Source organism: Akkermansia biwaensis, assembly GCF_026072915.1.
Lineage (GTDB): Bacteria > Verrucomicrobiota > Verrucomicrobiia > Verrucomicrobiales > Akkermansiaceae > Akkermansia > Akkermansia biwaensis.
Genome location: NZ_AP025943.1, coordinates 135,667 through 160,918, shown reverse-complemented (window position 1 = coordinate 160,918; position 25,252 = coordinate 135,667). Strand labels below are relative to the sequence as shown.

Annotated in this window: 14 protein-coding genes; 11 read left to right on the top strand and 3 right to left on the bottom strand. The window is 58.0% G+C overall.

All coding sequences use genetic code 11. From position 1 onward, the window contains the following. Positions 1–9 precede the first annotated feature (9 nt). The 3 genes from rpoD (at position 10) to OQH67_RS00570 (ending at position 3,986) form a co-directional block, all read left to right on the top strand. A complete protein-coding gene (gene rpoD, locus OQH67_RS13090) occupies positions 10–2,070 on the top strand; it encodes an RNA polymerase sigma factor RpoD (RefSeq protein ID WP_215434997.1) in 2,061 nt (686 codons plus the stop codon). Positions 2,071–2,108: 38 nt separating this feature from the next. Next, a complete protein-coding gene (locus tag OQH67_RS00575; protein ID WP_215434998.1) occupies positions 2,109–2,840 on the top strand; it encodes a M15 family metallopeptidase in 732 nt (243 codons plus the stop codon). A gap of 93 nt (positions 2,841–2,933) precedes the next feature. After that, a complete protein-coding gene (locus tag OQH67_RS00570; protein WP_215434999.1) occupies positions 2,934–3,986 on the top strand; it encodes a TQO small subunit DoxD in 1,053 nt (350 codons plus the stop codon). Between the two features lie 290 nt (positions 3,987–4,276). Here OQH67_RS00570 and OQH67_RS00565 read toward each other — a convergent pair whose 3' ends face one another. The 3 genes from OQH67_RS00565 to OQH67_RS00550 form a co-directional block, all read right to left on the bottom strand. Next, entirely contained in the window at positions 4,277–4,813 is a 537-nt protein-coding gene (locus tag OQH67_RS00565) for a hypothetical protein (RefSeq protein WP_215435000.1), read from the bottom strand. Between the two features lie 362 nt (positions 4,814–5,175). After that, the gene (gene rpiB, locus OQH67_RS00560; protein ID WP_286011353.1) at positions 5,176–6,864 is read right to left on the bottom strand and encodes a ribose 5-phosphate isomerase B; all 1,689 of its coding nucleotides are present in this window, start codon (positions 6,862–6,864) and stop codon (positions 5,176–5,178) included. 178 nt (positions 6,865–7,042) lie between these two features. Continuing rightward, positions 7,043–9,262 carry a carboxy terminal-processing peptidase gene (locus OQH67_RS00550; protein WP_215435001.1) on the bottom strand — a complete coding sequence of 740 codons (2,220 nt, stop codon included), beginning with the start codon at positions 9,260–9,262 and terminating at the stop codon, positions 7,043–7,045. 310 nt (positions 9,263–9,572) lie between these two features. On the opposite strand from OQH67_RS00550, the gene OQH67_RS00545 reads away from it, so the two are divergent. The 8 genes from OQH67_RS00545 to OQH67_RS00510 all read left to right on the top strand — a co-directional run bounded on the left by OQH67_RS00545 (position 9,573) and on the right by OQH67_RS00510 (position 25,242). Next, positions 9,573–10,532 (top strand): phosphatidate cytidylyltransferase, encoded by a 960-nt coding sequence (locus tag OQH67_RS00545; protein WP_215435002.1) that lies wholly within the window; start codon positions 9,573–9,575, stop codon positions 10,530–10,532. Positions 10,533–10,569: 37 nt separating this feature from the next. Next, positions 10,570–13,155, top strand: coding sequence for an ATP-dependent helicase HrpB (gene hrpB / locus OQH67_RS00540; protein ID WP_215435003.1), 2,586 nt, complete (start codon positions 10,570–10,572; stop codon positions 13,153–13,155). Positions 13,156–13,273: 118 nt separating this feature from the next. After that, positions 13,274–15,514: an inorganic phosphate transporter gene (locus OQH67_RS00535; RefSeq protein ID WP_215435004.1), complete on the top strand. Its 2,241-nt coding sequence runs from the start codon at positions 13,274–13,276 to the stop codon at positions 15,512–15,514. A 923-nt stretch (positions 15,515–16,437) separates the two neighbouring features. Beyond that, positions 16,438–17,700, top strand: a complete 1,263-nt coding sequence (locus OQH67_RS00530) for a TlpA family protein disulfide reductase (RefSeq protein ID WP_215435005.1) — start codon at positions 16,438–16,440, stop codon at positions 17,698–17,700. A 43-nt stretch (positions 17,701–17,743) separates the two neighbouring features. Then, on the top strand, positions 17,744–19,090 hold the full coding sequence (locus OQH67_RS00525) for a CCA tRNA nucleotidyltransferase (protein ID WP_265145553.1): 1,347 nt from the start codon (positions 17,744–17,746) through the stop codon (positions 19,088–19,090). A gap of 84 nt (positions 19,091–19,174) precedes the next feature. Then, positions 19,175–20,944 (top strand): alpha-amylase family glycosyl hydrolase, encoded by a 1,770-nt coding sequence (locus OQH67_RS00520; protein WP_265145552.1) that lies wholly within the window; start codon positions 19,175–19,177, stop codon positions 20,942–20,944. A 133-nt stretch (positions 20,945–21,077) separates the two neighbouring features. Then, entirely contained in the window at positions 21,078–23,576 is a 2,499-nt protein-coding gene (locus tag OQH67_RS00515) for an Amuc_1098 family type IV pilus outer membrane protein (RefSeq protein WP_215435007.1), read from the top strand. A gap of 70 nt (positions 23,577–23,646) precedes the next feature. After that, entirely contained in the window at positions 23,647–25,242 is a 1,596-nt protein-coding gene (locus tag OQH67_RS00510) for a hypothetical protein (protein WP_215435008.1), read from the top strand. Positions 25,243–25,252 lie beyond the last annotated feature (10 nt).

The window sequence follows — 25,252 nt, the reverse complement described above, 5'->3', positions numbered from 1 at the left end:
TTTCAAGATATGTCCAAATCCGGTGACCCATCCTCCTCTTCTCCCAAGAAGACCTCTGCCAGCAAAAAAGCTTCCGAAACCAGGGAAAAAGTAGCGGCCAAACCTGCCGCCAAAGCTTCCAAACCCGCCCCGAAGGCGGCTCCCGCCAAAAAAACTGCTGCCAAGCCATCCGCTCCTGCGGCTGCTAAAAAGGCGGCGCCAGCGGCTAAATCCACGGCCAAGGCTCCCAAGGCGGTGCCTGCTGCTTCCGCCGCCAAACCCGCGGAAAAGAAGGCCCCGGTCAAAAAGGCCGCTCCCGTTCCCGCCAAGAAGGCCCCCGCAAAGGCGGCAGAAAAGAAGCCGGCGAAACCTGCCAAACCCGCGTCCAAGCCTTCCAAGAATGAAACTCCCAAAAAATTGAGCGAAATTCTGGAAGAGGAACGCAAGAAGGCCGCCAGCCGCAAGATCACGAACCCGATTGACGCTCCGGAAATCCAGGAAAAAATCCGCGAACTGATTAAGCTTGCCAAGGAACAGGGCTACCTGACCTTTGACGACATTAACGATTCCCTTCCGAACGACATCGTAGACCAGCAGGATTACGAGGCCATCATGGACCGCCTGCGCAGCATGGCGTTCGACATCATCGACGCTTCCGACGTGGACAGCTACACGGACCGCACCCGCATCAATACGGAGGAAGAGGATGAAGAGGAAAAGCTGGAAGCCAAGATGGATATTCTGGACGACCCCGTCCGCATGTACCTCAAGCAGATGGGGCAGGTCTCCCTGCTCACCCGTGAAGAGGAAGTGGCCATCTCCAAGAGGATTGAGGACGCGGAACAGAACGTCCAGCGCTCCGTCCACCGCTTCGGCTTCATCGCCAACGCCTATCTGGACGTGGCCTACCGGCTGCTTGACAATGAGGAACGCTTTGACCGCGTGATTCTGGACAAGAAGATCGACTCGCGGGAACGCTACATGAAGGGCCTGGCCCAGCTTTGCGCCCAGATCCAGCAGACGCACCAGGACGCCTCAAGCGCCTTCCGCAAGCTGTACCGCAGCAAGGAAGCGGCCAAGGCCGTCAAGGCCCGCCAGGCTGAATTCGACAAAATCACCGGCGTTCTGGTGAAGCTGTTCGGCCGCCTGTACTTCAAGCACAAGGTGATTGAAGATTTCTGCTCCGTGATTGACGAAGCCCGCGACCGCGTGCTGCGCCTGCAGAAAAAGATTGAAAAAGACCCCGGCAACAAGGAACTCAAGGAGCACCTTGCGGAACTGGAACTGCGCATGTGGATGACGGCGGATGAAATGGGCGAAGCCTACCAGGAACTCAGGAAATGGCTCCGCGAGGCCCGCAAGGCCAAGGATGAAATGGTGGAAGCCAACTTGCGCCTGGTCATCTCCATTGCCAAAAAATACACCAACCGCGGCCTTTCCTTCCTGGACTTGATTCAGGAGGGTAACATGGGCCTCATGAAGGCGGTGGAAAAATTCGAATACCGCCGCGGCTATAAATTCTCCACGTACGCCACCTGGTGGATTCGCCAGGCCATCACCCGTTCCATTGCGGATCAGGCCCGCACCATCCGCATTCCCGTACACATGATTGAAACCATCAACAAATTGATGCGCGTTCAAAAGCAGCTGGTGCAGGAATACGGGCGCGAACCTACGCCGGAGGAAATCGCGGAAGAAATCCACCTCCCCGTGGAGCGCGTGCGCTCCGTGCTGAAAATGGCCCAGCAGCCCATTTCCCTCCAGGCTCCGGTGGGCGACTCCGACGATACCTCCTTCGGCGACTTCATTGAAGACAAGGCGGCGGAAAATCCCATGGAGGAAGCCTCCTTCTCCTTCCTGAAAGAAAAAATCAAGGACGTGCTGGACACCCTCACGGACCGCGAACGCGAAGTCATTGAACAACGCTTCGGCCTCCGGGACGGCAGTCCCCGCACCCTGGAGGAAGTAGGGCGCCAGTTCAGCGTCACCCGCGAACGCATCCGCCAGATTGAAGCCAAGGCCTTGCGGAAGCTGCGCCACCCCACGCGCATCAGCAAGATCAAGGGCTTCCTGGAAATGACGGAATCCTGACCGGATTTGCGCCACATGCCGTGCTAGGCTCACGGGTCATGAAGACCCGCCTAGCCGCGGCATGCGGCATTTTTATTTTATTGGCTTCCTGCTCAGGGAGCAAGGAATTCAAGCCTGAATTCAACCAGCCTTTGCAGCCCGTGATGCAGCCGGGCTTTGTTTATGTGGACCGGGTGGCCCCCCTCGTTCGGACCAATCTTAAATACGCCGGATATGACAACTTTGTGGGGCGTCCGCTGGACGGCTACCACGGCAAGCGGGCTATTTTGCGCACCCAGGCGGCCCAGGCGTTGAAAAAGGTATCGGAAGACTTGTACAAACAGGGGTATCTTCTGGAAATCTATGATGCCTACCGTCCCCATACCGCCGTGCTGGATATTTGCAGGTGGGGCAGGGATGCCGGAGACCAGAAGATGAAGGCGCGCTATTACCCGAACATTGACAAGTCCAGAGTCTTCGGTGACCACTACGTGCGCGACTTCTCGGAACATTCCCGCGGCGTGGCTGTGGATGCCACTCTGCTGTATGCTAAAACAGGAAAGCCCGTGGACATGGGCGGCCATCATGACCTGCTGGACCCTAGCTCCGCCACGGAAAGCCCCCTGGTGACCCCGTTCCAGCACCGGAACCGGATGATTCTGAAAAAGGCATTTGAGAAACAGGGCTTTGCCAACTATTCCCCGGAATGGTGGCACTACCGTCTGCTGAATGAACCTGCGCCCTCCTTGCATTATTACTTCCCGGTATGGGACGGCATGGCCGCGCGGTAGGCACGGATACTTCCGCTGTCACGGACGCGCATTTTATCCTTTGATTTTTTCCCGGTGGAAATAGGATAACGGAATACTGTAAAATTTGACCAGATGAAAGAAGAACGTTTTCATGATTCCTCCCTCCGGCCTGAGTCCTACCGCTGGGCCGCGGTGATAGCCCTTCCTCTTCGCCTGGTGGTGGGCTGGACGTATTTCTCCGCTTTCTGGCGCCGCCTGGTTCTGGAAAACAAGTTGATTCCGGATGATCCAGGGTATATCGGCGTCAAATTCAACCATTTTCTTCCCAATGCGCTGGGCATCAAGCCGGTCATTGAATATCTGGTGACGCATCCGTCCGAACTCTGGTGGTTTATAGCGGCATTTACTATCATTGAATGCTTGGTAGGGCTGATGCTCATGCTGGGGCTGCTGACGCGTCTGGCGGCCGTAGGAGTTTTCTCCCTGGCGCTGGGGATTCTGCTGGGTTCCGGGTGGCTGGGAACCACCTGCCTGGATGAATGGCAGATAGGCATTCTGGGGATGTGCGCCGGGCTTCTCCTCTTCCTGACGGGGGGCGGTTCCTGTTCGCTGGACGGCAGGCTGGCGCAGCTTCCGTGCTGTGCGCGCCGGGCTTCCCTGTTTGCGTGGGTGGCGTCCGGTCCGCTGCCGCTGGGGTACCGGAAGCTGGCGAAGGTTTCTATCTGGTCCGCCGTGTTCATGATGTTCGTCACGCTGGGAACCAACCAGTTTTTCCATGGCGGGGTCTGGGGGCCGCTCCATAACAAATCCGTGAAACCGCTGCTGGAAGTCAGCGGGGCCTCCCTCTCCGGGGATGGCCTGCGCTTCAACGTATACCGCACGGAGGGCGTGGACACCTACGGTTCCTTCCTGGTCCGCGTCCGGCTGACGGACGGACAGGGAAATACCCTGTGGAAGATGGAGGCGGACGAGCTTTCCGCCCTCCCACCTTCCGCTATTGAAAACAGTTTTATCGCGCGGATCAAGCCGGGAGCTTTCGGTTTGGTTCTACCGCTGGGGGCGAAGGCTGGCGTAACGCTTCCCGTCACGTTGCCCGTGGTTTCGGTAGGTCCGGTCTCCGTCGTGCTGACGGATGTGAGCGGCAAGGAGTGGTCCGCTCCGGTCCGGAAGGCCGGTGGTGCATGAGGCCGCCCCGGAAGAAGGAGAAAGGCACAATAAGGATAAGAACCCCCGTGGGGAAATTTTTCCGGGCGATAAGCGTGTATGATTTCTTCAAGAACAAGCAATACAGTTTCTTCGCCAAGCCCGAAGGATGGAATGACATGCCCATTCATCCGAAAGTCCCTTGAATAAGCAATAAATTATCCTTGGGGTAAATTCGACGGGCCGGACTGTTTAAGTCCGGCCTGTTTTTATTAACGGTTTTCTTGAGAATCCATTGATAAGACATCCTCCCAATGAATCGGAAATATCCGTTAATCCCATTTTTTCGTAAATTCTTTCCATTCCTTTTCCAGATCATCATTCTTCGCGCCGTTCAGGTGCTCGTTTCCTTTTTGTGTGAAAGATATTTGTGCCTGGGGAATCGTAAACGGAAAATAATGGCTGATCGTCGTCGTTCCCTCCTTTTGCCACTTGGTACTTTCCAGCACGACGGTTAGCCCTTTTTCGTCCAGCAGGATTCCTTTTTTGGGAAAATCCGTCCAGACTGCATACTTGGCAATGGGAACCATCCTTCTCTGTGCGTTTCTTTTTACGCACCAGAACGTATAGCAAAGCACGCCCGATGCCGTCTCGTCGTAAATAACGGCCAGGGAGCGGTCATCATTCCAGACAATGGGTTTTGATGAAATATCTTGAAATACCATGGAACAAAAATCCATGTCCGGTAGGAAATCATCTTTAGGGTCTTTTACAGGCGGAGGCGTGGAGGGGACGCTTTCTTCGCTGTTTCCGTTCATGGGGCACAGCATGGCTGTTCCCGCAAGCAAGTATATTACCAGGCTTTTCATCGTATCTTATATAAAATTGTCATTAAAATGGTTTTTCTGAGTAAACCATTATCCCGTATTAGATACGATAAATGATTGGGAAGCAAGGTTATTTCCCGCTTCACGGAAATTCGTCGGAAGAAGCCTCATCCCCTTTAGCAGGAATTTCTGCCTGCTGATAATCAATAGAGAATCCAATTTCAACAGCTGCGAATTCAAGGCCTTTCGGCGTCGGAAGAGACTCTGGTCGTTCCGTGATGGATCGAATGTTCCGGTCGCTGGGAGCTGTTTAGCTGTTCGTATGGAATTTTCATGATTCAGACCCTAAAAAAGCCGTTCCGCCGGAGAGGCGGAACGGCTGAAAGCATGTTGGACACAGGGGGTTAGTGGGGCAGGCGGAAGTTGCGGTTGAAGGCGGAAACTTCCTTCTTGAGCTGGTTAAAGCCTTCCGGGTTGGGGCAAACTTGTTCGCCCACGTGCAGGGCCAGCGCCCGCGCGATGAATTCCGCCACCTGTTCCACGTCTTTTTCCTTCATGCCGCGGGTGGTTACGGCGGGAGTGCCGATGCGGATGCCGGAGGGCTTCATGGGGGAGCCCGTGTCAAACGGGATGGCGTTCTTGTTCACGGTGATGCCCACGCGGTCCAGGGCTTCCTGAGCGTCTGCGCCGTTGATTCCCTTGTTGCGGAGGTCCACCATGAATACGTGGTTGTCCGTACCGTTGGAAACGACGCGGAAGCCCAGTTCCGTCATTTTTTTGGACATGGCCCGGGCGTTTTTCACGACTTGGACGGCGTAGTCCTTGAATTCCGGTTTCAGGGCTTCGCCAAAGCAGGCGGCCTTGGCGGCGATGACGTGCATGAGCGGACCGCCCTGCATGCCGGGGAAGACGGCTGCGTCAATCTTTTTGGCGTATTCCTCCTTGCAGATGATGAAGCCGCCGCGGGGGCCGCGCAGGGACTTGTGCGTGGTGGATGCCACAAAGTCAGCATGGGGAACCGGGTTGGGGTGTTGTCCCCCGGCCACGAGACCGGCTATGTGGGCCATGTCAACAAAGAGGTAGGCCCCGCAGGCCCTGGCGATTTTCGCCATGCGTTCAAAGTCGATCGTGCGGGAATAGGCGCTGGCGCCGGCCGTGATCATGTTGGGCTTCACTTCCATGGCCAGTTTTTCCAAGGCGTCATAGTCAATGGCCTCCGATTCCTGGGAGACTCCGTAATGCACGACATTGTACAGCTTGCCGGAGAAGTTGGCGCGGTGGCCGTGGGTGAGATGGCCGCCGTGGGAAAGATCCATGGTCAGGATGGTGTCCCCGGGCTTCAGGACGGAAAAGTAAACGGCCATGTTGGCCTGGGAGCCGGAATGGGGCTGCACGTTGGCGTGCTCTCCGCCGAAGAGTTTCAGCACGCGGTCAATGGCAAGCTGCTCCACCTTGTCCACCACTTCGCAGCCGCCGTACCAGCGCTTGCCGGGATAGCCTTCCGCGTATTTGTTGGTCAGCAGGGAACCCTGGGCTTCCCGCACGGAGGGGGAGGCGAAGTTTTCCGAGGCGATCAGTTCGATGTTGTTGCTCTGGCGGCGCCCTTCTTCTTCAATGAAGGCAGCCAGTTCCGGATCACTCCATTGCAGGGGGCTGCCGGAGGATTTGATGACGCGGCGTTCATGGCGGCCGCCTTCGAAGTCGGCGTGCAGCCACGCATCCAGCACGTCTTCCACGCTTTCATTGTCCACGTAGGCGGAAGCCAGGCAGAGCAGGTTGGAATTGTTGTGCTGGCGGGAAAGGGCCGCGGCTGGAGCCGTGCGGCAAAGGGCGGCGCGCACGCCTACCCAGCGGTTGGCGGCAATGCTCATGCCGATGCCGGAGCGGCAGATCAGGATGCCGCGTTCATTGGTGCCGTCAGCAATGCTGCTTGCGACCGCATTGGCGTAGTCGGAATAATCGCAGGAATTCTTGGTTTCCGTACCCATGTCGGTCACTTCATGACCCCATGCCTTGAGGAGCTCTACTATGGTTTCCTTGAGGTCGACTCCGGCGTGATCGGAGCCGATGGCAATTTTAAATGTCGTATTCATGATGGTGCATATTGCTGGCGGGAAAATATTCTGCCTCATTTCTTTCCGGCTGGCAAGTCCGGGATGAAGAATTGAATCATTCCATTTTAAAGCTTCCGAAAGCGCCGTTTGAATAATGAAAAGCACCCCGGCTTCTGGCGGAAACCGGGGCGCTTTTCAAAGAGCAGGGATCTCTCCCTTATTTTGTGGAAGTTTGCTGTTTCAGCATGTCCTGGACAATGTTGATGCCTTCCCGGAGTTCGGGATCCAGGCCGGAGGGGTATTCCGGGGAATCGTCCAGTTCCGCCGTGGGGTCTTCCGCCACGTGCATGAACTGTTCATTGTCCTTTTCAGGATTGGCCAGGGGCAGTTCGGGCGCGTTGATGTCGTCCAGCGTCAGGCGGTAGATTTTGTACTTCGCGGCGTCGTCCTTGGCCATCTGCGCAAAGCGGGTTTTCCGCTCCTGGTTGATGGATTTGCGGCGCTCTTCCAGAGAGGCGTTTTCCTGCTCGCGCACCTTTTTGTTCAGGGAGAGCTTGTTGTCCTTGATGCGCTGCTTCATCATGGCGATGTCTTCCTTGGCAATCTGGAGGTCGCGGTCCTTTTCCACGCGTTCGGCGCTGGCCGCTTTCAGGGCGGGGAGCATGCCGGCGATGGCGGAGTCCTTCTTGTAATTGTGGCAGGGGGGAATCTGGTCGTAGGGCATGGCGTAGTCCAGAATTTCCTCTCCCAGTTCAAAGGCCGCCGTGGCGGTGGGAAGCTGGATGTCGCTTTCCACGCCCTTCAACTGCGTGGAGCCGCCCGGCACCCGGTAGAACTTCTGTGTGGTGACTTTCAGCAGGCCGGCCCGGTCCCTGGCGGAGAAGTAGGGCAGGTACTGCCCGATGTCCACAGGCTGCTGCACGGTTCCCTTGCCGAAGGTGGAAGTGTCACCCACGATGACGGCGCGGCCGTAGTCCTGAAGGGCGGCGGCGAGAATTTCCGAGGCGGAGGCGCTGAGCTTGTTGATCAGCACCACAATGGGGCCCTTGAAGAGTTTTTCACGGTTGTTGGCGGTTTTCACGTCCACGTTGCCGCGGGTGTCCTTGATCTGCACCACGGGGCCGCGCCCGGTGAAAAATCCGGTCATCAGGCGCACCTCTTCCAGAGAGCCGCCGCCGTTGTTGCGGAGGTCGATCACGAGGCCGTCCACTTTTTCCCTGTTCATCCGTTCCAAGAGCTTTTTGACGTCTGCGGCGCAGCGGCGGTCGCCGCCGTCCATGTCCGCATAGAAGGAAGGAAGGCTCAGCACGCCGATGCGGTTCTGGCCGTCCGGAGCACCGTTCAGTTCAATGATTTCCGCTTTGGCCAGTTCGTCTTTCAACGGCACCTTGGAGCGGGTCAGCGTGATGATTTTGGCCTGTCCGGGAGCGTCCGCCGGTTCCACCTTCAGGCGGATCTGGGAGTTTTCCGAGCCGCGGATCATATCCACCACCTTGTCCAGCTTCATGAACAGGATGTCCACCATCTCCCCGCTGTTGTTGGAGTCAATGGCCACGATGCGGTCGTTGAGCTTGAGTTCTCCGGATTTGTCCGCCGGGCCTCCCACGACGATTCCGTTGATCTTTGTGGAGCCGTCGTCCTCGCCGCCCAGCAGGGCGCCGATGCCGGTGAGTTCCGGGCTCATGGAAATTTTGAAGCGGTCCACCTGGCGGGCGCCCATGTAGTCCGTGTGGGGATCGTAGGTCAGGGCCACCGCGCTCAGCAGGGTTTCCGCCACGTCTTCCAGGTCCGTTTCCTGGATATTGCGCTGAATGCGCTCATAGCGCATGAGGAGCTTTTCTTCCACGGGCTTTTCATTGGCCAGCGGATCGGGCTTGTTCTGTTCCTTGGCCAGGCGCGCCACGGTCTCGCGGCGCAGGGTCTCGGACAGGAGCTGTTCCTCCACCATGTCTTTCCAGACCTGCTGCATTTCCGCTTCATCCTTGGGCCAGGAGTCGATCTTGCGGCGGGAGCGTTCAATGGTCTTGTCCTGCGTGAACGTAAAGCCGCCCTGTTTCAGCAGGTCGCGCGCATAGGCAATGCGCTGCATGGCGCGCTGGCGGTACAGGGCGTGCATGGCCTTGGCCGCGTCCATCATCTGGCCGGACATCAGGTAGTCGTCCAATTCCCTGCCGTACTTCTTCTTCAGGGCGTCCACATCCTGCTGAGTGAAGAAAATCTTGCTGGGGTCCACCTTGCGCAGATAGGTTTCCAGAAACTTGTTGGAAAGGTCGTCGCTGAATTCCTTGCGGGAAAAGTGGAAGTTCTGAAGCAGCAGGGACATTTGCTTGCCTACCTGGTTGAAATCGGTGGCCGCTGAGGCGCAGGAAGTGATGGCTGCCGCGGCAAGGGCCGAAAACGCTGTAAGTCTGATCCAACGGAATGAGTGCGTGTTCATGGGGGAAAAATGGTGCGTAATCCCTCCATTCCCGGAGGGATGTATTGCTGGGTTGTAAGTGTTACTGATTTGCGTGTGAATGTCTATCTCATAAAACGTCCACATGACGCTATTTTTGCCGGCATTCCCGGAAGCCTTTTAAAATGGGGAAAATGGGACTCTTTCGCATGTATGAAAAAAATAACGGGGAAAAAAGCCGTGTCTTCCTGTTCCGGCACCCCTTCCGTATGACGGCTTTCCGGAGGAAGCCGTTGCGCTGAGCCAATTCAGTATTGAGGTCAGGGACGTTTTCTGTACACTTTGCGCGAGTATGACCACACCACCCCGGGAAAATGCCCCTGCCGGAAGCAAGATGCGCGTGCTGTTCCAGCGTTTGTTCAGCACTCTTGTCCTGCTGGGCCTGCTGGCCGGCGCCCTGGTCTGGAACCGTGAAGCCGGTTATTACGGGCTGGTCTGCATCTTCTGCATCCTGACCGCGTGGGAATGGCGCCACATGCTCATCCGGTCCGGCAAGGCGGGGCAGGCCCGTTTGAGTTTCCTGTTCGGGGCGGCTTATCCGGTGCTGTTGTCCGTGGCGTGTTTTTTTAACAAATTCCGCCTCACGATGCGGGATGAATTCAGGATGATGCCGGACCCCCTGCTGCTGGTTGTGGCGGCTCCGGTGATCCTGGTCGTGGTGGCCTTCATCCGGGAGATGAATCGTCCCGTCGTCGGGAGTCGCGCGCTCCGCTCCGTCGCTACCACGCTGTTGTCTTTCATTTATCCCGGCTGGCTGTTCGCCTTCGCCATTCCCGCCATCCATCTGGGCTACCTGGAGGCGGGGGCCGAGTCTCCGCGCATTGTGATGATGGTGTTGTGGGTGATCCTGGTGACGAAGATGACCGATATTTTCGCCTACGTCAGCGGACTGCTGCTGGGGGGAAAATTCTTCACTAAAAAATTAATTCCCCATATCAGTCCCAAAAAAACGTGGGAGGGCATCATCGGCTCCTGGCTGTTGACGAATGCTGCGGGGATAGGCCTGGTATTTCCGATGTTCGGCACGGCGTCGCTTTCTCCGGCATCCGTCCTGATGCTGGTGCTGGGTATCACCCTCATTTTTATTCTGGCCGTTTATGGGGATTTGGCGGGCTCCCTGGTCAAGCGCAGCCTGTCCGTGAAAGATTCGGGCTCCCTGCTGCCGGGCATAGGCGGCCTCTTCGATCTCATTGACAGTCCGTCCTTCACCGTCCCGTTCCTGTGTCTTCTGATGATGACGGTAGTGTATTGAGCGGAAGAGCCGGACAAGAAAAAAATTGTAAAGCCGCATGTCTGGTACGTCCCTTCCCATTGAGGAAATCCGCGGGGAATTTCTGGAGGCCCTGAAGGGGGCGTCCCCCCGCATTCTGCTGAAAGCGCCCACGGGTTCCGGGAAATCCACCGGAATTCCTCCGATGATGGATGACGCGGGGCTGGGGGAAAACGGCCTCATCGTCGTCGTTCAGCCGCGCCGGATGGCGGCCCGCCTGCTGGCCCGGCACGTAGCCAGGCTGCGCGGCTCGGAACTGGGGCGGGAAGTAGGGTACATGGTTCGTTTTGAGCGGCACATATCCTCCCGTACCCGTATTGCGTACGTGACGGACGGCGTGCTGGAACGCTGGCTGACGGACCGCCCCTGCCTGGAAGGGGTGAGCGCAGTGGTCTTCGACGAATTCCATGAACGGAGTCTTTCCGGGGACTTGTCTCTGGGGCGTGTGCTGGACCTTCAGGAAGGCCCGCGGCCGGACTTGGCCGTGGTGGTGATGTCCGCCACGCTGGAAATGTCCGGCCTGAGGGAATACATGGGGGAATCCTGCCGGGAGCTGGAAGCCTGCGGGCGGCAGTACCCGGTGGAAATCACGTACCGTCCTTCCCGGCCGGTCAGCGACGGCCGGGGAAGGGTGGCGCCGCCGTCCGTCTGGGACCAGGCCGCGGAAGCTGTCCGTGAGGCGGTGAAGGATGCCGCTTGCGGAGACATTCTCCTGTTCATGCCGGGCGTTTACGAAATCCGGCGCACGGTGGAACTGCTGGAGGGAAAACCGTGGCTGGGGGGCTGGGACATTTTCCCCCTGTACGGGGCATTGAGTCCGGAACAGCAGAACCGCGCGGTGGAAAAGGGAGAGCGGCCGCGCGTCATCGTCTCTACGAATGTGGCGGAAACCTCCCTGACGATCGAGGGAGTGAGAACCGTCATTGACACCGGATGGGTGCGCCAGTCCGGATGGGACCCATACCGGGGCATGGACACCCTGCACCTGGTCAGGATTTCAAAGGCGTCCGCCGCCCAGCGCGCGGGCCGTGCGGGCCGCGTGGCGGAAGGCCGCTGCTTCCGGCTGTGGAGTGAGGCCGAACAGGCGAAGAAGGTGGAATTCGACCCTCCGGAGTGTTTCCGGGTGGACTTGTCCGGAGCCGTTTTGAACCTGTGTTCCTGGGGTGTGGCGGACCCGGAGGAATTCCGCTGGCTGGACAGGCCGGACCCTCTGGTTCTTCAGCGGGCGCGCCATCTCCTTGCCTCCTTGGGAGCCGTGGACGGGGAGGGACGCCTGACAGAGACGGGCAGGAGGATGACGGCATTTCCGTTGCCGCCTCGGCTGGCCCGCCTGATTGTGGCCGGGCAGGATGAACGGTGTGTGGTGGAACTGGCCGCCATTGCGGCGCTGATGCAGGGGGAAGGCGTGGAAGCGAAGGGCGGCCTGAACGATGATCTGCGGGATTCCGGCGACTATACGGACTTTCAGGCGGAATGGCGTGCCGTGGGGAAGGCCCTGGATTCCCATTTTGATGCGGGAGTGTGCGGCCGCCTGGGCATTTCCGCCCGCAGTGCGCGGGAAGTGTGGATGGCTTACCGGCAGTTGCTGTCCATCGGCAGCCGCGGGCATTCACGGGAAGTGCCGGAGCCGGATTTCCTGGCGGCGCGTTCTTCCGTCGCCCGGGCATTAATGGAAGGATTTGCGGACCATGTGGGCGTCCGGAACGGAGTGGCGGCCAACACGTGCCGCATGGCGGGCGGCGTGGGCGGCAGGCTGTCCGAAGGCAGCGTGGCCTTGCGCGGCCTGCACTTTGTGGCCGCGGAAATGGCGGAACTGTCCGGAAAGGCGGTGGAAACCCGCATAGGCCGCTGCACGCTCATCACCCCGGAAGAATTGCGCGCCGTATGGCCGGAACGTTTTTCGGGCGGGGAGGCGGCCGTTTTTGACTCCGGCCTGCGCCGCGTGCGCTTGCACCAGCGCCTGATGTATGAAGACCTGGTGCTGGAAGACCGCGACCGCGGGGATGCCCCGGCGGAACTGGCCGCTCCCATTCTGGCGGAAAAAGTGGTGGACGGCACCTTGAAGCTGGTAAAGTGGGACCACGCCGTGGAGCAGTGGATACGCCGTCTGAACGGCCTGAGCCGCTGGATGCCGGAGCTGGAACTGCCCCTGTTCGGGGAAGAAGACAAGCTGGTGGCCATCGCCATGGTCTGTGAAGGCGCCGTGGGATACAAGGACATCAAGGAGCGGGAGATCATGCCCGTGCTCCGGGACTGGCTTTCTGGCTGGCAGGCGAAGGCGCTGGACGACTACGCCCCGGTAATCCTCACGCTCCCCAACGGGCAGCATGCCAAAGTCCGGTATGAGGAGGATTCCACGCCGGTGATCGGCCTGACGGTGCAGAGATTGTTCGGCGTGGCGGAATCCCCCCGCATTGCGCGTGGCGCCGTGACCGTGAAAGTGGAAGTACTGGCCCCCAGCCAGAGGCCGTGGCAGGTGACCGGCTCCCTGGAAAGTTTCTGGCGCAACGGGTACGGCCAGATGAAAAAAGACTTGGCCGGGCGCTACCCCCGGCACCGGTGGCCGGACCCCTCCGAATTGGACTTTCCGCGTTCCTCCCGCTGACGGTCCGGGAAGGGTGAATTTTCTGTAACAAAACAGTGGCAAAATCTCCCTTTTCCGTGTAAAGAGGCGGTGGTGCAGCTCGCGGACGCCCTCCGCCCACCATACACAAGAGACAGTTATGGACTCAATTTACTGGATTATTATCGTAGCCCTGCTGCTTCTGGCGGCGTTTGACTTGATCAATGGCGTCGCGAATGACGCCGTCAACTTCCTCAACTCCGCCATCGGTTCCAAGGCCGCCCCCGTCCGGGCGATTCTTGCCGTGGCCTCCATCGGCGTCCTGGTGGGCGCGTGTTTTTCCGGGGGCATGATGGAAGTGGCCCGTAACGGCATCTTCCATCCCAACATGTTCAGCTACCATGAAGTGATGCTGCTGTTCCTGGGGGTGATGATCAGCGAGGTGATTCTTCTGGACACCTTCAATACATTCGGCCTGCCCACCTCCACCACGGTTTCCCTGGTATTCGGCATTCTCGGCGCTGCCGTGGCCACGGCCCTTTTCAAAATTTCCAAGCTCCATATGACGGAAACGGTGTGGGACTTCATCAACACGGACAAGGCGTTTGAAATCGTCACCGGCATTCTTCTCTCCGTAGCCATCGCCTTCACGGTGGGTACCATCGTCATGTGGATTTCCCGCCTGGCGTTCACATTCAAATACCAGTCCCGCTTCAAATGGTTCGGCTGCTTCTGGTGCGGCATTGCCATGACGGCCATCGCCTACTTTGCGGTATTCAAGGGATTGAAGGAATCCACCCTGCTGGACCGCGGCATGATTGCCTACATTGACCAGAATCTGGGGCTGGCGGTCCTGGTCGCCTTCGCAGGCTTCTCCCTGCTCATGTTCCTGCTTCAGCACCTGTTCATGACCAATATCCTGCGCCTGACCGTCCTGGCGGGAACCTTTTCCCTGGCCCTGGCGTTTGCGGGCAATGACCTGGTCAACTTCATCGGCGTTTTCATGGGCGGCCTGGACTCCTTCCAGTACGCCCGGGGCGTGGTGGCGGACGGCGGAAGTACGGCCTCCATCACTGCCATGGAATGCCTGATGCCCGGCAAGGGCGGTCCCGTGAACCATTACATTCTCTTTGCGGCGGGCTGCATGATGATCTTTGCGCTGTGGTTCTCCAAAAAGGCCAAGACGGTCATCGCCACCGGCGTGGAACTCTCCCGGCAGGGGGAGGGCGGCATTGAGCGCTTCGGTTCCGTGCCTCCGGCCCGCGCCATCGTGCGCAGCGCCATTGCCCTGGGGCGCGGTGTGAAAAAACTTATTCCCGCCCGCATGCTGGTGCGCATGAACCACCAGTGGGACCCCGCTCCCCAGCCCCTGAATCCCAAGGACCGCGTCGCGTTTGACCTGATCCGCGCCACCGTGAACCTGACCGTGGCTTCCCTGCTGATCGCCTGGGCCACCGGCAAGCAGCTTCCGCTCTCCACCACGTATGTGACGTTCATGGTAGCCATGGGTTCCTCTCTGGCGGACAAGGCATGGGGAAGGGAAAGCGCCGTTTACCGGGTTACCGGCGTGCTTACGGTCATTTCCGGCTGGTTCATGACGGGCCTGGCCGCCTTCACGCTGGCCGCCATCATGGCTACGGTGCTGCATTACGGCCAGGTATATGCCATCTTCGGCCTGCTGGCGCTGGTGGCCGTCATTCTGGTGAAATCTACCGTCATGCACCGCAAGCGGGAAAACAAGCTTTCCACCGAACGGTTCGACCAGATCACGGAGGAAAACATTCTGGACGTGTGCAGCCACCAGATCGTGGACAGCACGCTCAAGCTCCGGGAAATATACAACGACACCGTGGAAAACTTCTTCCAGGGAGACCGCAAGGCGCTCAAGGAAATGTCGGAAGCCGCGGAACGCCTGGCCCTCACCAGCAGCGAGCACCACAAGTACGACATCCTTCCCATCCTTTACAAGATGCAGTCCCGTTCCCTGGACATGGGCTATCACTTTGTCCAGGCGCTGGAACATTTGAATGAAGCCACGCAGAGCCTGGCCCAGTTCTCCGAATCCATCTTTACCTATGTGGACAACAACCATACGCCTTTTACCATTGACCAGGTGGGCGACTTGAGGGAAGTCCACACGGCCCTGATGAAACTGCTGGACGAATACTGCAAAATGCTCCAGACGGGAACCTACACCCAGTTCGACTACACGATGGTGGCGCAGGAGCAACTGCTCCAGCTTGTGGCCAAGGCCACCAAGCGTCAGATCAAGAGAACCCAGCGCAACCAGACGCGCACGCGTTCCTCCCTGCTTTATCTGAACATGCTCAATGAAATGAGATTCATGGCTGTCCAGGTGCGCGCCCTGACGAATGATGAAAGAAATTTTGTGGCGGCGTAAGCGGGATATTTGAGGGAGGGGAACGGCCCTCCCTTGTTTTCTTCAGGAAAGGCGGGATAGTGTTGAATCATTTTTTTCCCGGTTATTTTGACAGAAAAGAATCATTCGGCAACGGAGAGAACGGATCCCCTTTTCTTTTTTGAACAGCATTGATTTCACAATGAATTAAGGGAAACGGCTGCGGAAAAAATCTGCCGCCGTTTTTCCATTCAGAGATATTGTTTCAAGCTTGTGTCATACAAAAAAGAGAAATGTTTGAACATATTCACTTCCCGGCTGTCTCACCCATAACGGTTACGATCCGGATGCAGTGAAAGAGAGAGCACTTCATCCACCAAGGATCTCTCCGTCTTCATAGGTAGTTAGTTGAACAGCAGCCCCGGCGAAGTGATTCGCCGGGGTTTGTTCGTTTTTAAGGCAGGATTCTCATGAAGTTGGGTGAAAATAGCCGTCAGGTACTCAGCCTGCCATGACGTTGTGGAAAAAATCTGTACGGGGACATTTGCCGTCTATGATAAATAGGCCGCAGCTGTTCCTTTCGGAATAAATCGGTATTTGTGATCGTCCGGAGGTTGTCAAAGACTGCTGTGGTGTGACAAAAATCTTTTCCTGTGAGGGAAAAAGATGCTTCTTTTCCGCTATTCATGTGGAAAAACATATTTCCGGCGGAGCATTTCACAGGAATGCATGAATTGCCGCCCGTTGATGGCTCCTGTAAGGAAAAAGGGGGGGGGACGGCAGGAATATATCCGGGAAGGAATGCGGTGGATACTGTCCCTGGAAACGGAACAGGGCATGGGGATGTGCCGGAGATTTTACGGATTGGAGGAAATGGCAGGTGTGTTTTTGCCTGAACGGTTTCATCATGAATTGTCGTTACGTTTGATTGACGCGGAGTATCTGTCAGGGCATAGTGGCGCGGTATGAAGAGAGTGCTTTGCGTGATCGCCGGTACATGCGGTTTGCTCGGATGGGCTTCTGCGGACGAGATAGGCATGAAGAATGTCCTGTCCGTCTGGAACAGCAGGCAGGCGGACTGGGAATCTGCGTTCAAGATAGCTGAGACGGACGCGAAAAGGGCGGAACTGCTGAAAAGCCAGCCGGACGCCGTGTCCGCAGCCAGGGACTTGTGGAGGCAGGTGGGTCGCGATCTCTCCAAGCCTTATGCCCTTCCGGCCATTGTCTGGTTCCTGGACCATCCGCAGGCCCTTGAGAAAGCATTTCCCAACGGAGATGCTGCCAGGAAAATCGTCTTGAACTGCCTGAATGCCCTGGAAAACAACATGGTGATGGAAAAGGGAGCGGGACAGGCGGCTCACGCGCTGAGCAATTCGCGCGATTTGCGCTGCCGCACTATCCTGGAAAAGATCAAGGATATGAACCAGTTCCCGGAAGATCAGGGGCTGGCTTCCCTGGGGCTGGCGATGGTCATGAAGGAAAGTTCCGGGATGCAGCAGGATGACTCCCGCCTTGTCGCCGCCAGAGGCAGGCTTTTGAAGGACGCCATCATCAAGTGCTACGATGCCAAATTCGGCCCCGTTCCCGTCCAGGACCTGGTCAAGGAGGAACTGTATGAAATCCTCAATCTCAACATCGGCCAGACGGGGCCTAAAATCAAATTGCCTTCCTCCGCTACCGGAACCTGGGTGGAAATTCCCTCCGGAGACAAGCCCGTTCTGCTGGTTTTCTGGGACCCCCGGGATGCCATGTCCGTCAAGTTTTTGGAAAAGGCGGCCTCCCTGCGCAAGGAATTTCCGGGGATGACGGTGATGCCCATAGCTCCGGTTTCCGAAGAAGGGGTGAAAAAGGCCCTGCTGAATTTGAATCTGGACATACCCTCCCTGGTGGACGCCCAGGCGGTTGCATTCAAGGATTACCGCGTGGCCCATACTCCCCGGGTATATCTGTTGGACCCCAAGGGGAAGATTTTGATGCGGGGCACCCCGGATATGCTGTTTGACGCCAATCTTTATGCCGCCATGAACACATTCGGAGAAAAGGCGGATGAAAAAGCTCCCCAGGCTCCTCCGGCCGCACCTGCCTCCGTGATCCCGGAAAGAATCAATTCACCGGATACGCGTGTTCCCGCGTCCCGTCCGGTCCCGGCTTCACGGCAGCTCGTCCGTCCGGCGGCTCCGGCGGCGCCTCCCGTATCCGCTCCCCCTCTGCGTCCCATTCCGGAATAGCCGTTCCATGGAAAGAACCCCGATGAGAGCGGCGGCAGAAGCCGTGGCGCGGTCATTGGCCCGGGCTGGGCACCTGGTGTATTTTGCCGGGGGATGCGTTCGGGACCGGCTGATGGGGTATCCCGTGAAGGATATAGACATTGCCACTTCCGCCCGGCCTGACGAAGTCTTGCGCCTTTTTCCCGGTTCATGGGAGGTGGGTGCCGCCTTCGGCGTAGTGCTGGTTCTTCACAAGGGTTTCTGCTTTGAGGTGGCCACGTTCAGAAAGGACGGAAATTACAGCGACGGCCGCCGACCGGACGCCGTCTATTTTACGGATGCGCGTGAAGACGCCCGGCGCCGTGACTTCACGATGAACGGCCTGTTTGAAGAACCTTTTTCCGACCCTCCCGGCGGCATCGTGGATTATGTGGATGGCGTGGCGGACATTGAGGCGGGAATTCTGCGGGCGATCGGGAATCCGGACTGCCGCTTTGAGGAAGATTCCCTGCGCCTGATGCGGGCGGTCCGCTTTGCCGTCACCCGGGAAGTGGCCATGGAAGCGGAAACGTACGCTTCCGTTTGCAGGAACTCCGGCCTGCTGGCCCGGATAGCCCCGGAGCGCATCCGGGAGGAGCTGGACAGGATACTGCTGGCTCCGCGCAGGAGGGCAGGGGTGGAAATGCTGGTGGAAACGGGACTCATGAAACACATCATCCCGGAAGTGTATGCAATGGTGGATTGTGGGCAGCCCCCCCAGTGGCACCCGGAAGGGGATGTGTACACACATACCCTGATGATGCTGGAAGCGCTGGGGACGGACGGAGGTCCCGTTTCCCTGGAACTGGCCCTGGCCGTGCTGCTGCATGACATCGGCAAACCCGCCTGCCGGGAGGTGGATGAAACGGGAAGAATCCGTTTTTCCGGTCATGACAAGGAAGGTGCTGCGCTGGCCCGTGTCATTTTGCGGAGGCTGAAATACTCCAATGCCGTGGTGGATGCCGTGGCGGACATGGTGGAGCGCCACATGCGCTTCATGCATGTCCGGCAGATGAAGAAATCCACCCTGAGAATGTTCATGAATTCCCCCTTCTTCCGGGACGAACTGGAGCTGCACCGGCTGGATTGCCTTTCCTCCAATGGATTGATGGATAATTGGCAATTCGTCCGGGACGCCAGGGAATCCTACCGGCAGGAACCCCTGGTGCCGCCTCCCCTGGTGACCGGGCGCGACCTGATGGCTCTGGGATTTTCTCCGGGACCGGATTTCAAAAAATGGCTTTCCCATATCCAGGAACTTCAACTGGAAGGCACGCTGCGGAACAGGAGGGAGGCCTTGCTGCGGCTGGGCCAAATTGCCCCGGTGGATCAGAATACACTTGCAGAGTACCTGGAAAAACTAGCATTATAAACGGACTCCCTTCCTGCGGAAGGAAGAGGGCATCGCCTGTCCCCTTCTTTTTCGGGGAAGGGCTGCATCAAGTCATTTCAATTCATGCGTCCGGTCATCTATCAACTGTTTGTCCGCCACTTTTCCAACATGGAAATGCACGGAGTGGACTGGGGAAGTCGGGAGGAAAACGGCTGCGGCACATTTAACGGGGTAACGGACAAGGCTCTGCGGGAAATTGCCAGGATGGGCTTTACCCACATCTGGCTGACGGGCGTGCTGAGGCATGCCACGCAGACGGCCCACCCCGGGCTGCCCGCGCAGCCGGAATCCATCGTGAAAGGGCTGGCCGGCAGTCCTTATGCGGTTCTGGATTACTTTGATGTGGACCCTGACCTGGGGTCCGTTACGGAATTGAGGATGGAGGAATTCAAGGCCCTGGTCAGGCGGTGCCGGACCGTGGGACTGGTGCCTCTCATGGACTTTGTCCCCAACCATGTCTCCCGCGCCTACCTGGCGGACTGGGACGGCCATGACGACTTTGGAGAAGGGGACGACCACCATACCTTTTTTTCACCGGAGCAGGGATATTTCTACCTCACTTCCAACAGCCCCGGCGACGGCCCCCCCCTGCGCCTCCCGGACGGGCTGTTCGAAGGGGAGATGACTTTCGGCAGGGTGACGGGAAATAATGCGGTGACGTGGGAGCCGGACCGGTGCGACTGGTATGAAACGGTCAAGCTCAATTACGGCTATAACTTTCTGGCGGGGCTCCCGGCCCTGCGCCTGTTGCCGGACTGGACAAGTCCCAAGCAGAAGGTCCCCAAGACATGGAGAATCATGGACGATATTCTTTCATTCTGGCAGGGACTGGGCATTGGCGGGTTCCGGTGCGACATGGCCCAGATGATTCCCATGGCGTTCTGGAAATGGGCCATTGCCCGCTCCCGGGTGCGTCTGCCCGACGTGTTTTTCATGGCGGAAGCCTACAATGACCATCTGAAAACCACTCCGGGCGATCCCTGTACCGCCCTGCTGGAATCCGGATTCAATGCCGTCTATGACGCCGATTGCTACCATCTGGCGGAACATGTCTATACGCGGGGGAACTGGGCCAACGATTTTGACCGCCTCTTCCGGAGTGAGCCCCAGTATTTGACCCACGGCGTCCGTTATGTGGAAAACCACGATGAAAAGCGTGTCTGCTCGCCGATAGCATGGGGCGGGACGGGGCGCACTATTCTGCCGGCCATCATGACGCTCGTGTATGCCTCCAGCAAGGGCCCCGTGCTGGTGTACAACGGGCAGGAGGTGGGGGAACGCGCGGAAGCTCCGGGCGGCTTTGGCGGCCATAACGGCCGGACCAGCATCTTTGACTATACCTGCCTGCCGCAGTTGCAGCCCTGGGTGGCCGGCGGCAGGTTTGACGCCTCCCTGCTGGACGAGGATTCCGCGGAATTGAGGGACTTTCACGCGCGCCTGCTGCCCCTCCTCCAGCATCCCGCACTGGACCGCGGGGATTTTTATGGCCTGAACTGGGCCAATATGAAAAACACCACCTTCGGCAGGGAACCGGCGGAAGACACTTCCGGACACTGGGTGTATGCCATGCTCAGGTACCATGCCCATGCCCATTCCACGGTGCTGGTGGTGGGAAATCTTTCTCCGACCATCAATTTCTATAACCTCCGCATCTCCATTCCCCAGCATGCGTTCAACTGGTGCGGCATCCAGACGGCGAAAGTGCGCGCCAGAAACCTGATGAAGAAAGATGGGAAAGACAGGTTTTTTGACAGGAGCGAACTGATGGAGAGGGGACTTCCCTATCCTCTGAAACCGGGAGAAGTAGGCGTTTTGGAACTGTCCGGAGCATAGAAGAAGCCGGGGCGCGGAGCCCTCTTCTTCACATTCGATATTTTTTGCTCCTCTGGGCGTTTTTATAATGACGGACGGAATTTAATTCGTTATAGTCCCGAAAATTCCTATGACTAGACGTTTTCCTTACTCCATGTCTACCATTCAGCAGATTGCTCTGGCGCTTGCCGTTGCCGGAGCCTGTCCTGCCCTGGCGCAGGACGGCGCAGGCGCCGCCCGCCGTGCTGCTGCCCGGATGGAAGAACAGGCGCAGGCTTCCATGCTGCTTCTGAATCAGGCGCGTCAGCAATATTCCGAGGGCAAGTACCAGGAGGCTCTGGAACTTTACCGTAAAAGCCTGAATACCTTGCCCAAGGCTCCCAATATGGAGACCCGGCGGCGCTTTCTGGAAACCAGTATTGCGGATGCCAGCGTGGCCGTGAGCCAGGAATACATCAAGGTGGGACGTTATGACGAAGCCTCGGAACTGCTGGAATCCGCGCTGAAAACGACTCCGAACCATGCCTTGGCCAAGCGTACTCTGGAACTGCTCAAGGACCCGATCCGGACGAACCCCGCCCTGACTCCGCAGCATGCCGTGGACGTGGAAAAGGTCAATGGCCTCCTTCGCCTGGCATTCGGGTATTATGAGCTGGGACAGTACGACGAAGCTCTGAAGGAATTTAACTCCGTCCTTCTCATTGACCCCTACAATACGGCGGCGCGGCGCGGCATGGAGCAGGTGAACCGTGCGCGCACCAGCTATTTTTCCTCTGCGCGGGACGAAACCCGCGGGAACGCCCTGGCGGAGGTAAGCGGCCTCTGGGAACGCCGTCCTTCCGTTACGGAAGTTCCCGAGGAGCCGGAATCCTTTTCCCAGCCCCTGGAAAATCCCGTGGTGAGCGTGGACCGGAAGCTGGGCATGATCCGTTTGCCCAGGGTGCAGCTGGAGCAGGCTACGGTGGAGGAAGCCGTGGACTACCTCCGCAACCAGTCCCGGGTGCATGATGAAACGGCCCAGACCGAGGCCGAGAGGGGGATTAACATTTCCCTGGACCCCGGTCCTCCGGACAGCGTTACCGCCAAGGATATCGCCGCCAAGAAAATCACCCTGAATCTTCAAAACATTCCGTTGCGCGAAGCCCTGCAGTACGTAGCCCGCGCCTCCGGGCTGATTTTCCGCACGAACGCCTATGGCGCGGAACTCGTCACTCCATCCGCCGGAACATCCTACATGGTCTCCAAGACCATTCCCGTTCCTCCCGGTTTCTTCTCCGGGACGGATTCCTCATCAGGTTCGGACGATCTGGACCCGTTCGCTTCCGGTGATTCCGGTTCCTCCGGAATGACGCTGAAGCGGGTGGACCCGCAGAAGATGCTGGCCGCCATGGGGTTGAAATTGCCGGCCGGCAGCTCCGTGAAATACAACGCGGGCAACTCCACACTCTTTTTCCATGGAACTCCCAGGGACCTGAACTTCCTGGAAGAACTGGTGGCTGCCAAGTCGGCGGCTCAGCCCCTGCAAGTAATTGTAAGCGCCACGTTTCTGGAAGTCAACCAGGCGGATTTGGAAGAACTGGGATTCAACTGGATCGTGAACCTCAACCTTGACCCCAACAAATGGTTCATGGGCGGGGCAGGGACGAATAAGAACGATTATAACAATACCGTACTGGACAGTGCTGCCAGAGTGGCCGGGGCCGCATCTCCCGCAGGAGTAGTGGGCGGCCTGAGGTCAGGCAACCAGGTATTTACGGAAGACAGCATTGACGGGATGATCGAACGCGGCACTTCCGCCAGAAGTTCGGATGCCGTTTACACCCCCGGCGGAGCGCCGAGCATCCTGACCATGCGCGGCATGTGGAGCCAGGCGGACGTCACCATGATCATGCGGGGCCTGAGCCAGAAAAAAGGCACGGACATCATGCAGCATCCTTCCGTGGTAGTACGCCCCGGAGAAAAGGCAACCTTCTTCAGCGGCAGGGAACTGATTTACCCCACGGAATATGATCCGCCCGAAATTCCCAACAGCACCGGCAGGGACTACAACAATGACGACTATTGGGGCGACGATGACGACGTAGGCGAACGCATTCCCATCATGCCGATGACGCCCGCTCATCCTACGGCATTTGAAACCAGGCAGCTGGGTACCATATTCAATGTGGAGGTGACTGGCATCAGTGAGGACAAGTCCATGGTGGATCTTACGGTTGCTCCGGAACTCGTGGATTTTGACGGGTTCATCAACTATGGTACTCCCATTTTCCTGCCTCTGGTATCCCAGGAAAAAGGGAAGGATGAAGTAACCATGACCAAAGCGTCGGACAACTTCATTCTCCAGCCCGTATTTTCCAAGCGCAGCATGACCTCTTCCGTCCGCGTCATCACGGGCAATACCCTGGTGATCGGAGCCTTGAAAAAAGCTACCTCCGTCCAATATGAGGACAAAATTCCCATTTTGGGGGATATCCCCTGGGTAGGGCGCCTGTTCCGTTCCCAAGGGTCCAAGGAACAGCGCAAGGCCATCATCATCATGGTGAAGGCGGAAGTGGTGGATCCGGGAGGCAAGGAACTGTACACGCCGAATACTCCCGCTCCGGAAACTCCGGAAGGCGGTGCGGGTCTTCCCGCTCTCAGTGCCGTTGAGTAACCTTTAAAAAATCAAGCCTGTGAAAAACAGCGATTCTGATGCTGAATTCCCCCAAGGTGCGGGGAACATCATGCGCCAGCTGCATGATTCCGATTCCCAAGGCGTGGAGCGGAGAAGGGAAGTGGTGGTGCGCCCGGACGGCTCCAAGGTCATCCGTGTGGAAAAACGCCGCCGCTCTTATGGTGATGAACACCAGAACGACAAAAAGGCCGCCTTGAAAAACAAGCGTTTCCTGATCGGCCTCTGCATTCTGATTCTGCTTGTCGTCGGAGGGTTGGTGGGAACGTACATGTACCGGCTCACTTCATTCAATACGGTGGAATTTTCCAACCGCATGCAGGAGGAACTGTCCGCTGCGTGGGGGGGGGATGTGGAAGTTTCCGGAATGGCTATGGACGGCCGTTCCCTGAAAGCCTCCCGCATCAGGATCACCTTCCCGGAAGACTCCTGCCTTTCCTTCATCACGCTGAACGGGGTCTCCGGGGAAGTCTCCGCGACTTCCCTTTTCCTGGGCAGGGTGAAAGGGGAAAGCCTGAACGTGTCACAAGCCACCATCGGCCTGCGTCCGGGATACACCAAATTCTCGCTGCCCCGGACCGGTAAGGAACTGCCGTTCGCTTTTCAGCGCTATACGGCTCCGCGTCTGGAAGTGGGTTATGCCCATGAACGGGAGCCCTTCACCCTGGAGAAAAACGAAGGGCCCTTTTACCTGACGGCGGAAGCCTACATCCGTACTTCCAGGGCTGGCGGAGCATCCACGGAATACGTACTGGACCTTTCCCAGCAAAAATTGAAAATCAAGGGGTGGCCCCTGCTGGCCATGGATGCGGGCTCCGTCATTCTGGACGGTTTCGGCATCAAGCAGCTCACCTTCTCCGGTTTTGTGGACAAGGGGGTCATGTTCAACAAGCCTACGGACCTGAGCCCCTTCATGATTACGGGCAGCATGCGCCTGGACAACGATTTCCGCCACCGTCACTGGACGCTGACCGGCAGAAACTTTGACCTGTCCCAGCTCGTCGGGGAATGCTTCTCTTCCCTCATCAAGGTGCGCATGGGCGAGCAGCCCGTGGAGGAAAAGCGTGAATTGAGCGTGACCTTCTCCCTCCCCGTAGGACCGGAACAGAAAAGGCCGTCCCTGCAGGGCACCAGCGGTTCCGTCATCAAGGCTTCCATGATGCGCCTTCCCGTGTTCCAGCTTTTGAAGGCCATGACGGAACGCAGAATGGAAACCGGCCTGCCGTATTCCTCCCCCGTATTCTCGTCCGGTTCCTTTGTTTTGGAAAGTGACGGTACGGACCAGTCCGTTTCCCTGAAGGATATATCCCTGTTTGAGCAGAGCTTTCTGGGCGTTACGGGCAACTTGCATTGCAGCGGTTCCAATATATCCGGGGAGCTTGTATTCAAGCTGCCCTCCTACATGGCGAATGGCCGCCGCATTCCGAAAGGAGTCACGCAGGACGGACATGACTTCGTTATCCCCGTGAAGGTTTCCGGGACGTTGGCTTCACCCACGGATAATTCCGGCGGCATGCTTCAGGAATTGAAATCCGCCGCGGAATCCGGCATTCTGCCTCCCGCCTATCCGTCCGGCGGGACAGACGGTTCTTCTCCGGCTTCTCCCGTTCCGTCTCCCGGCCGCATTACCGTGGACGGATTCATGTAATACTGGTGCC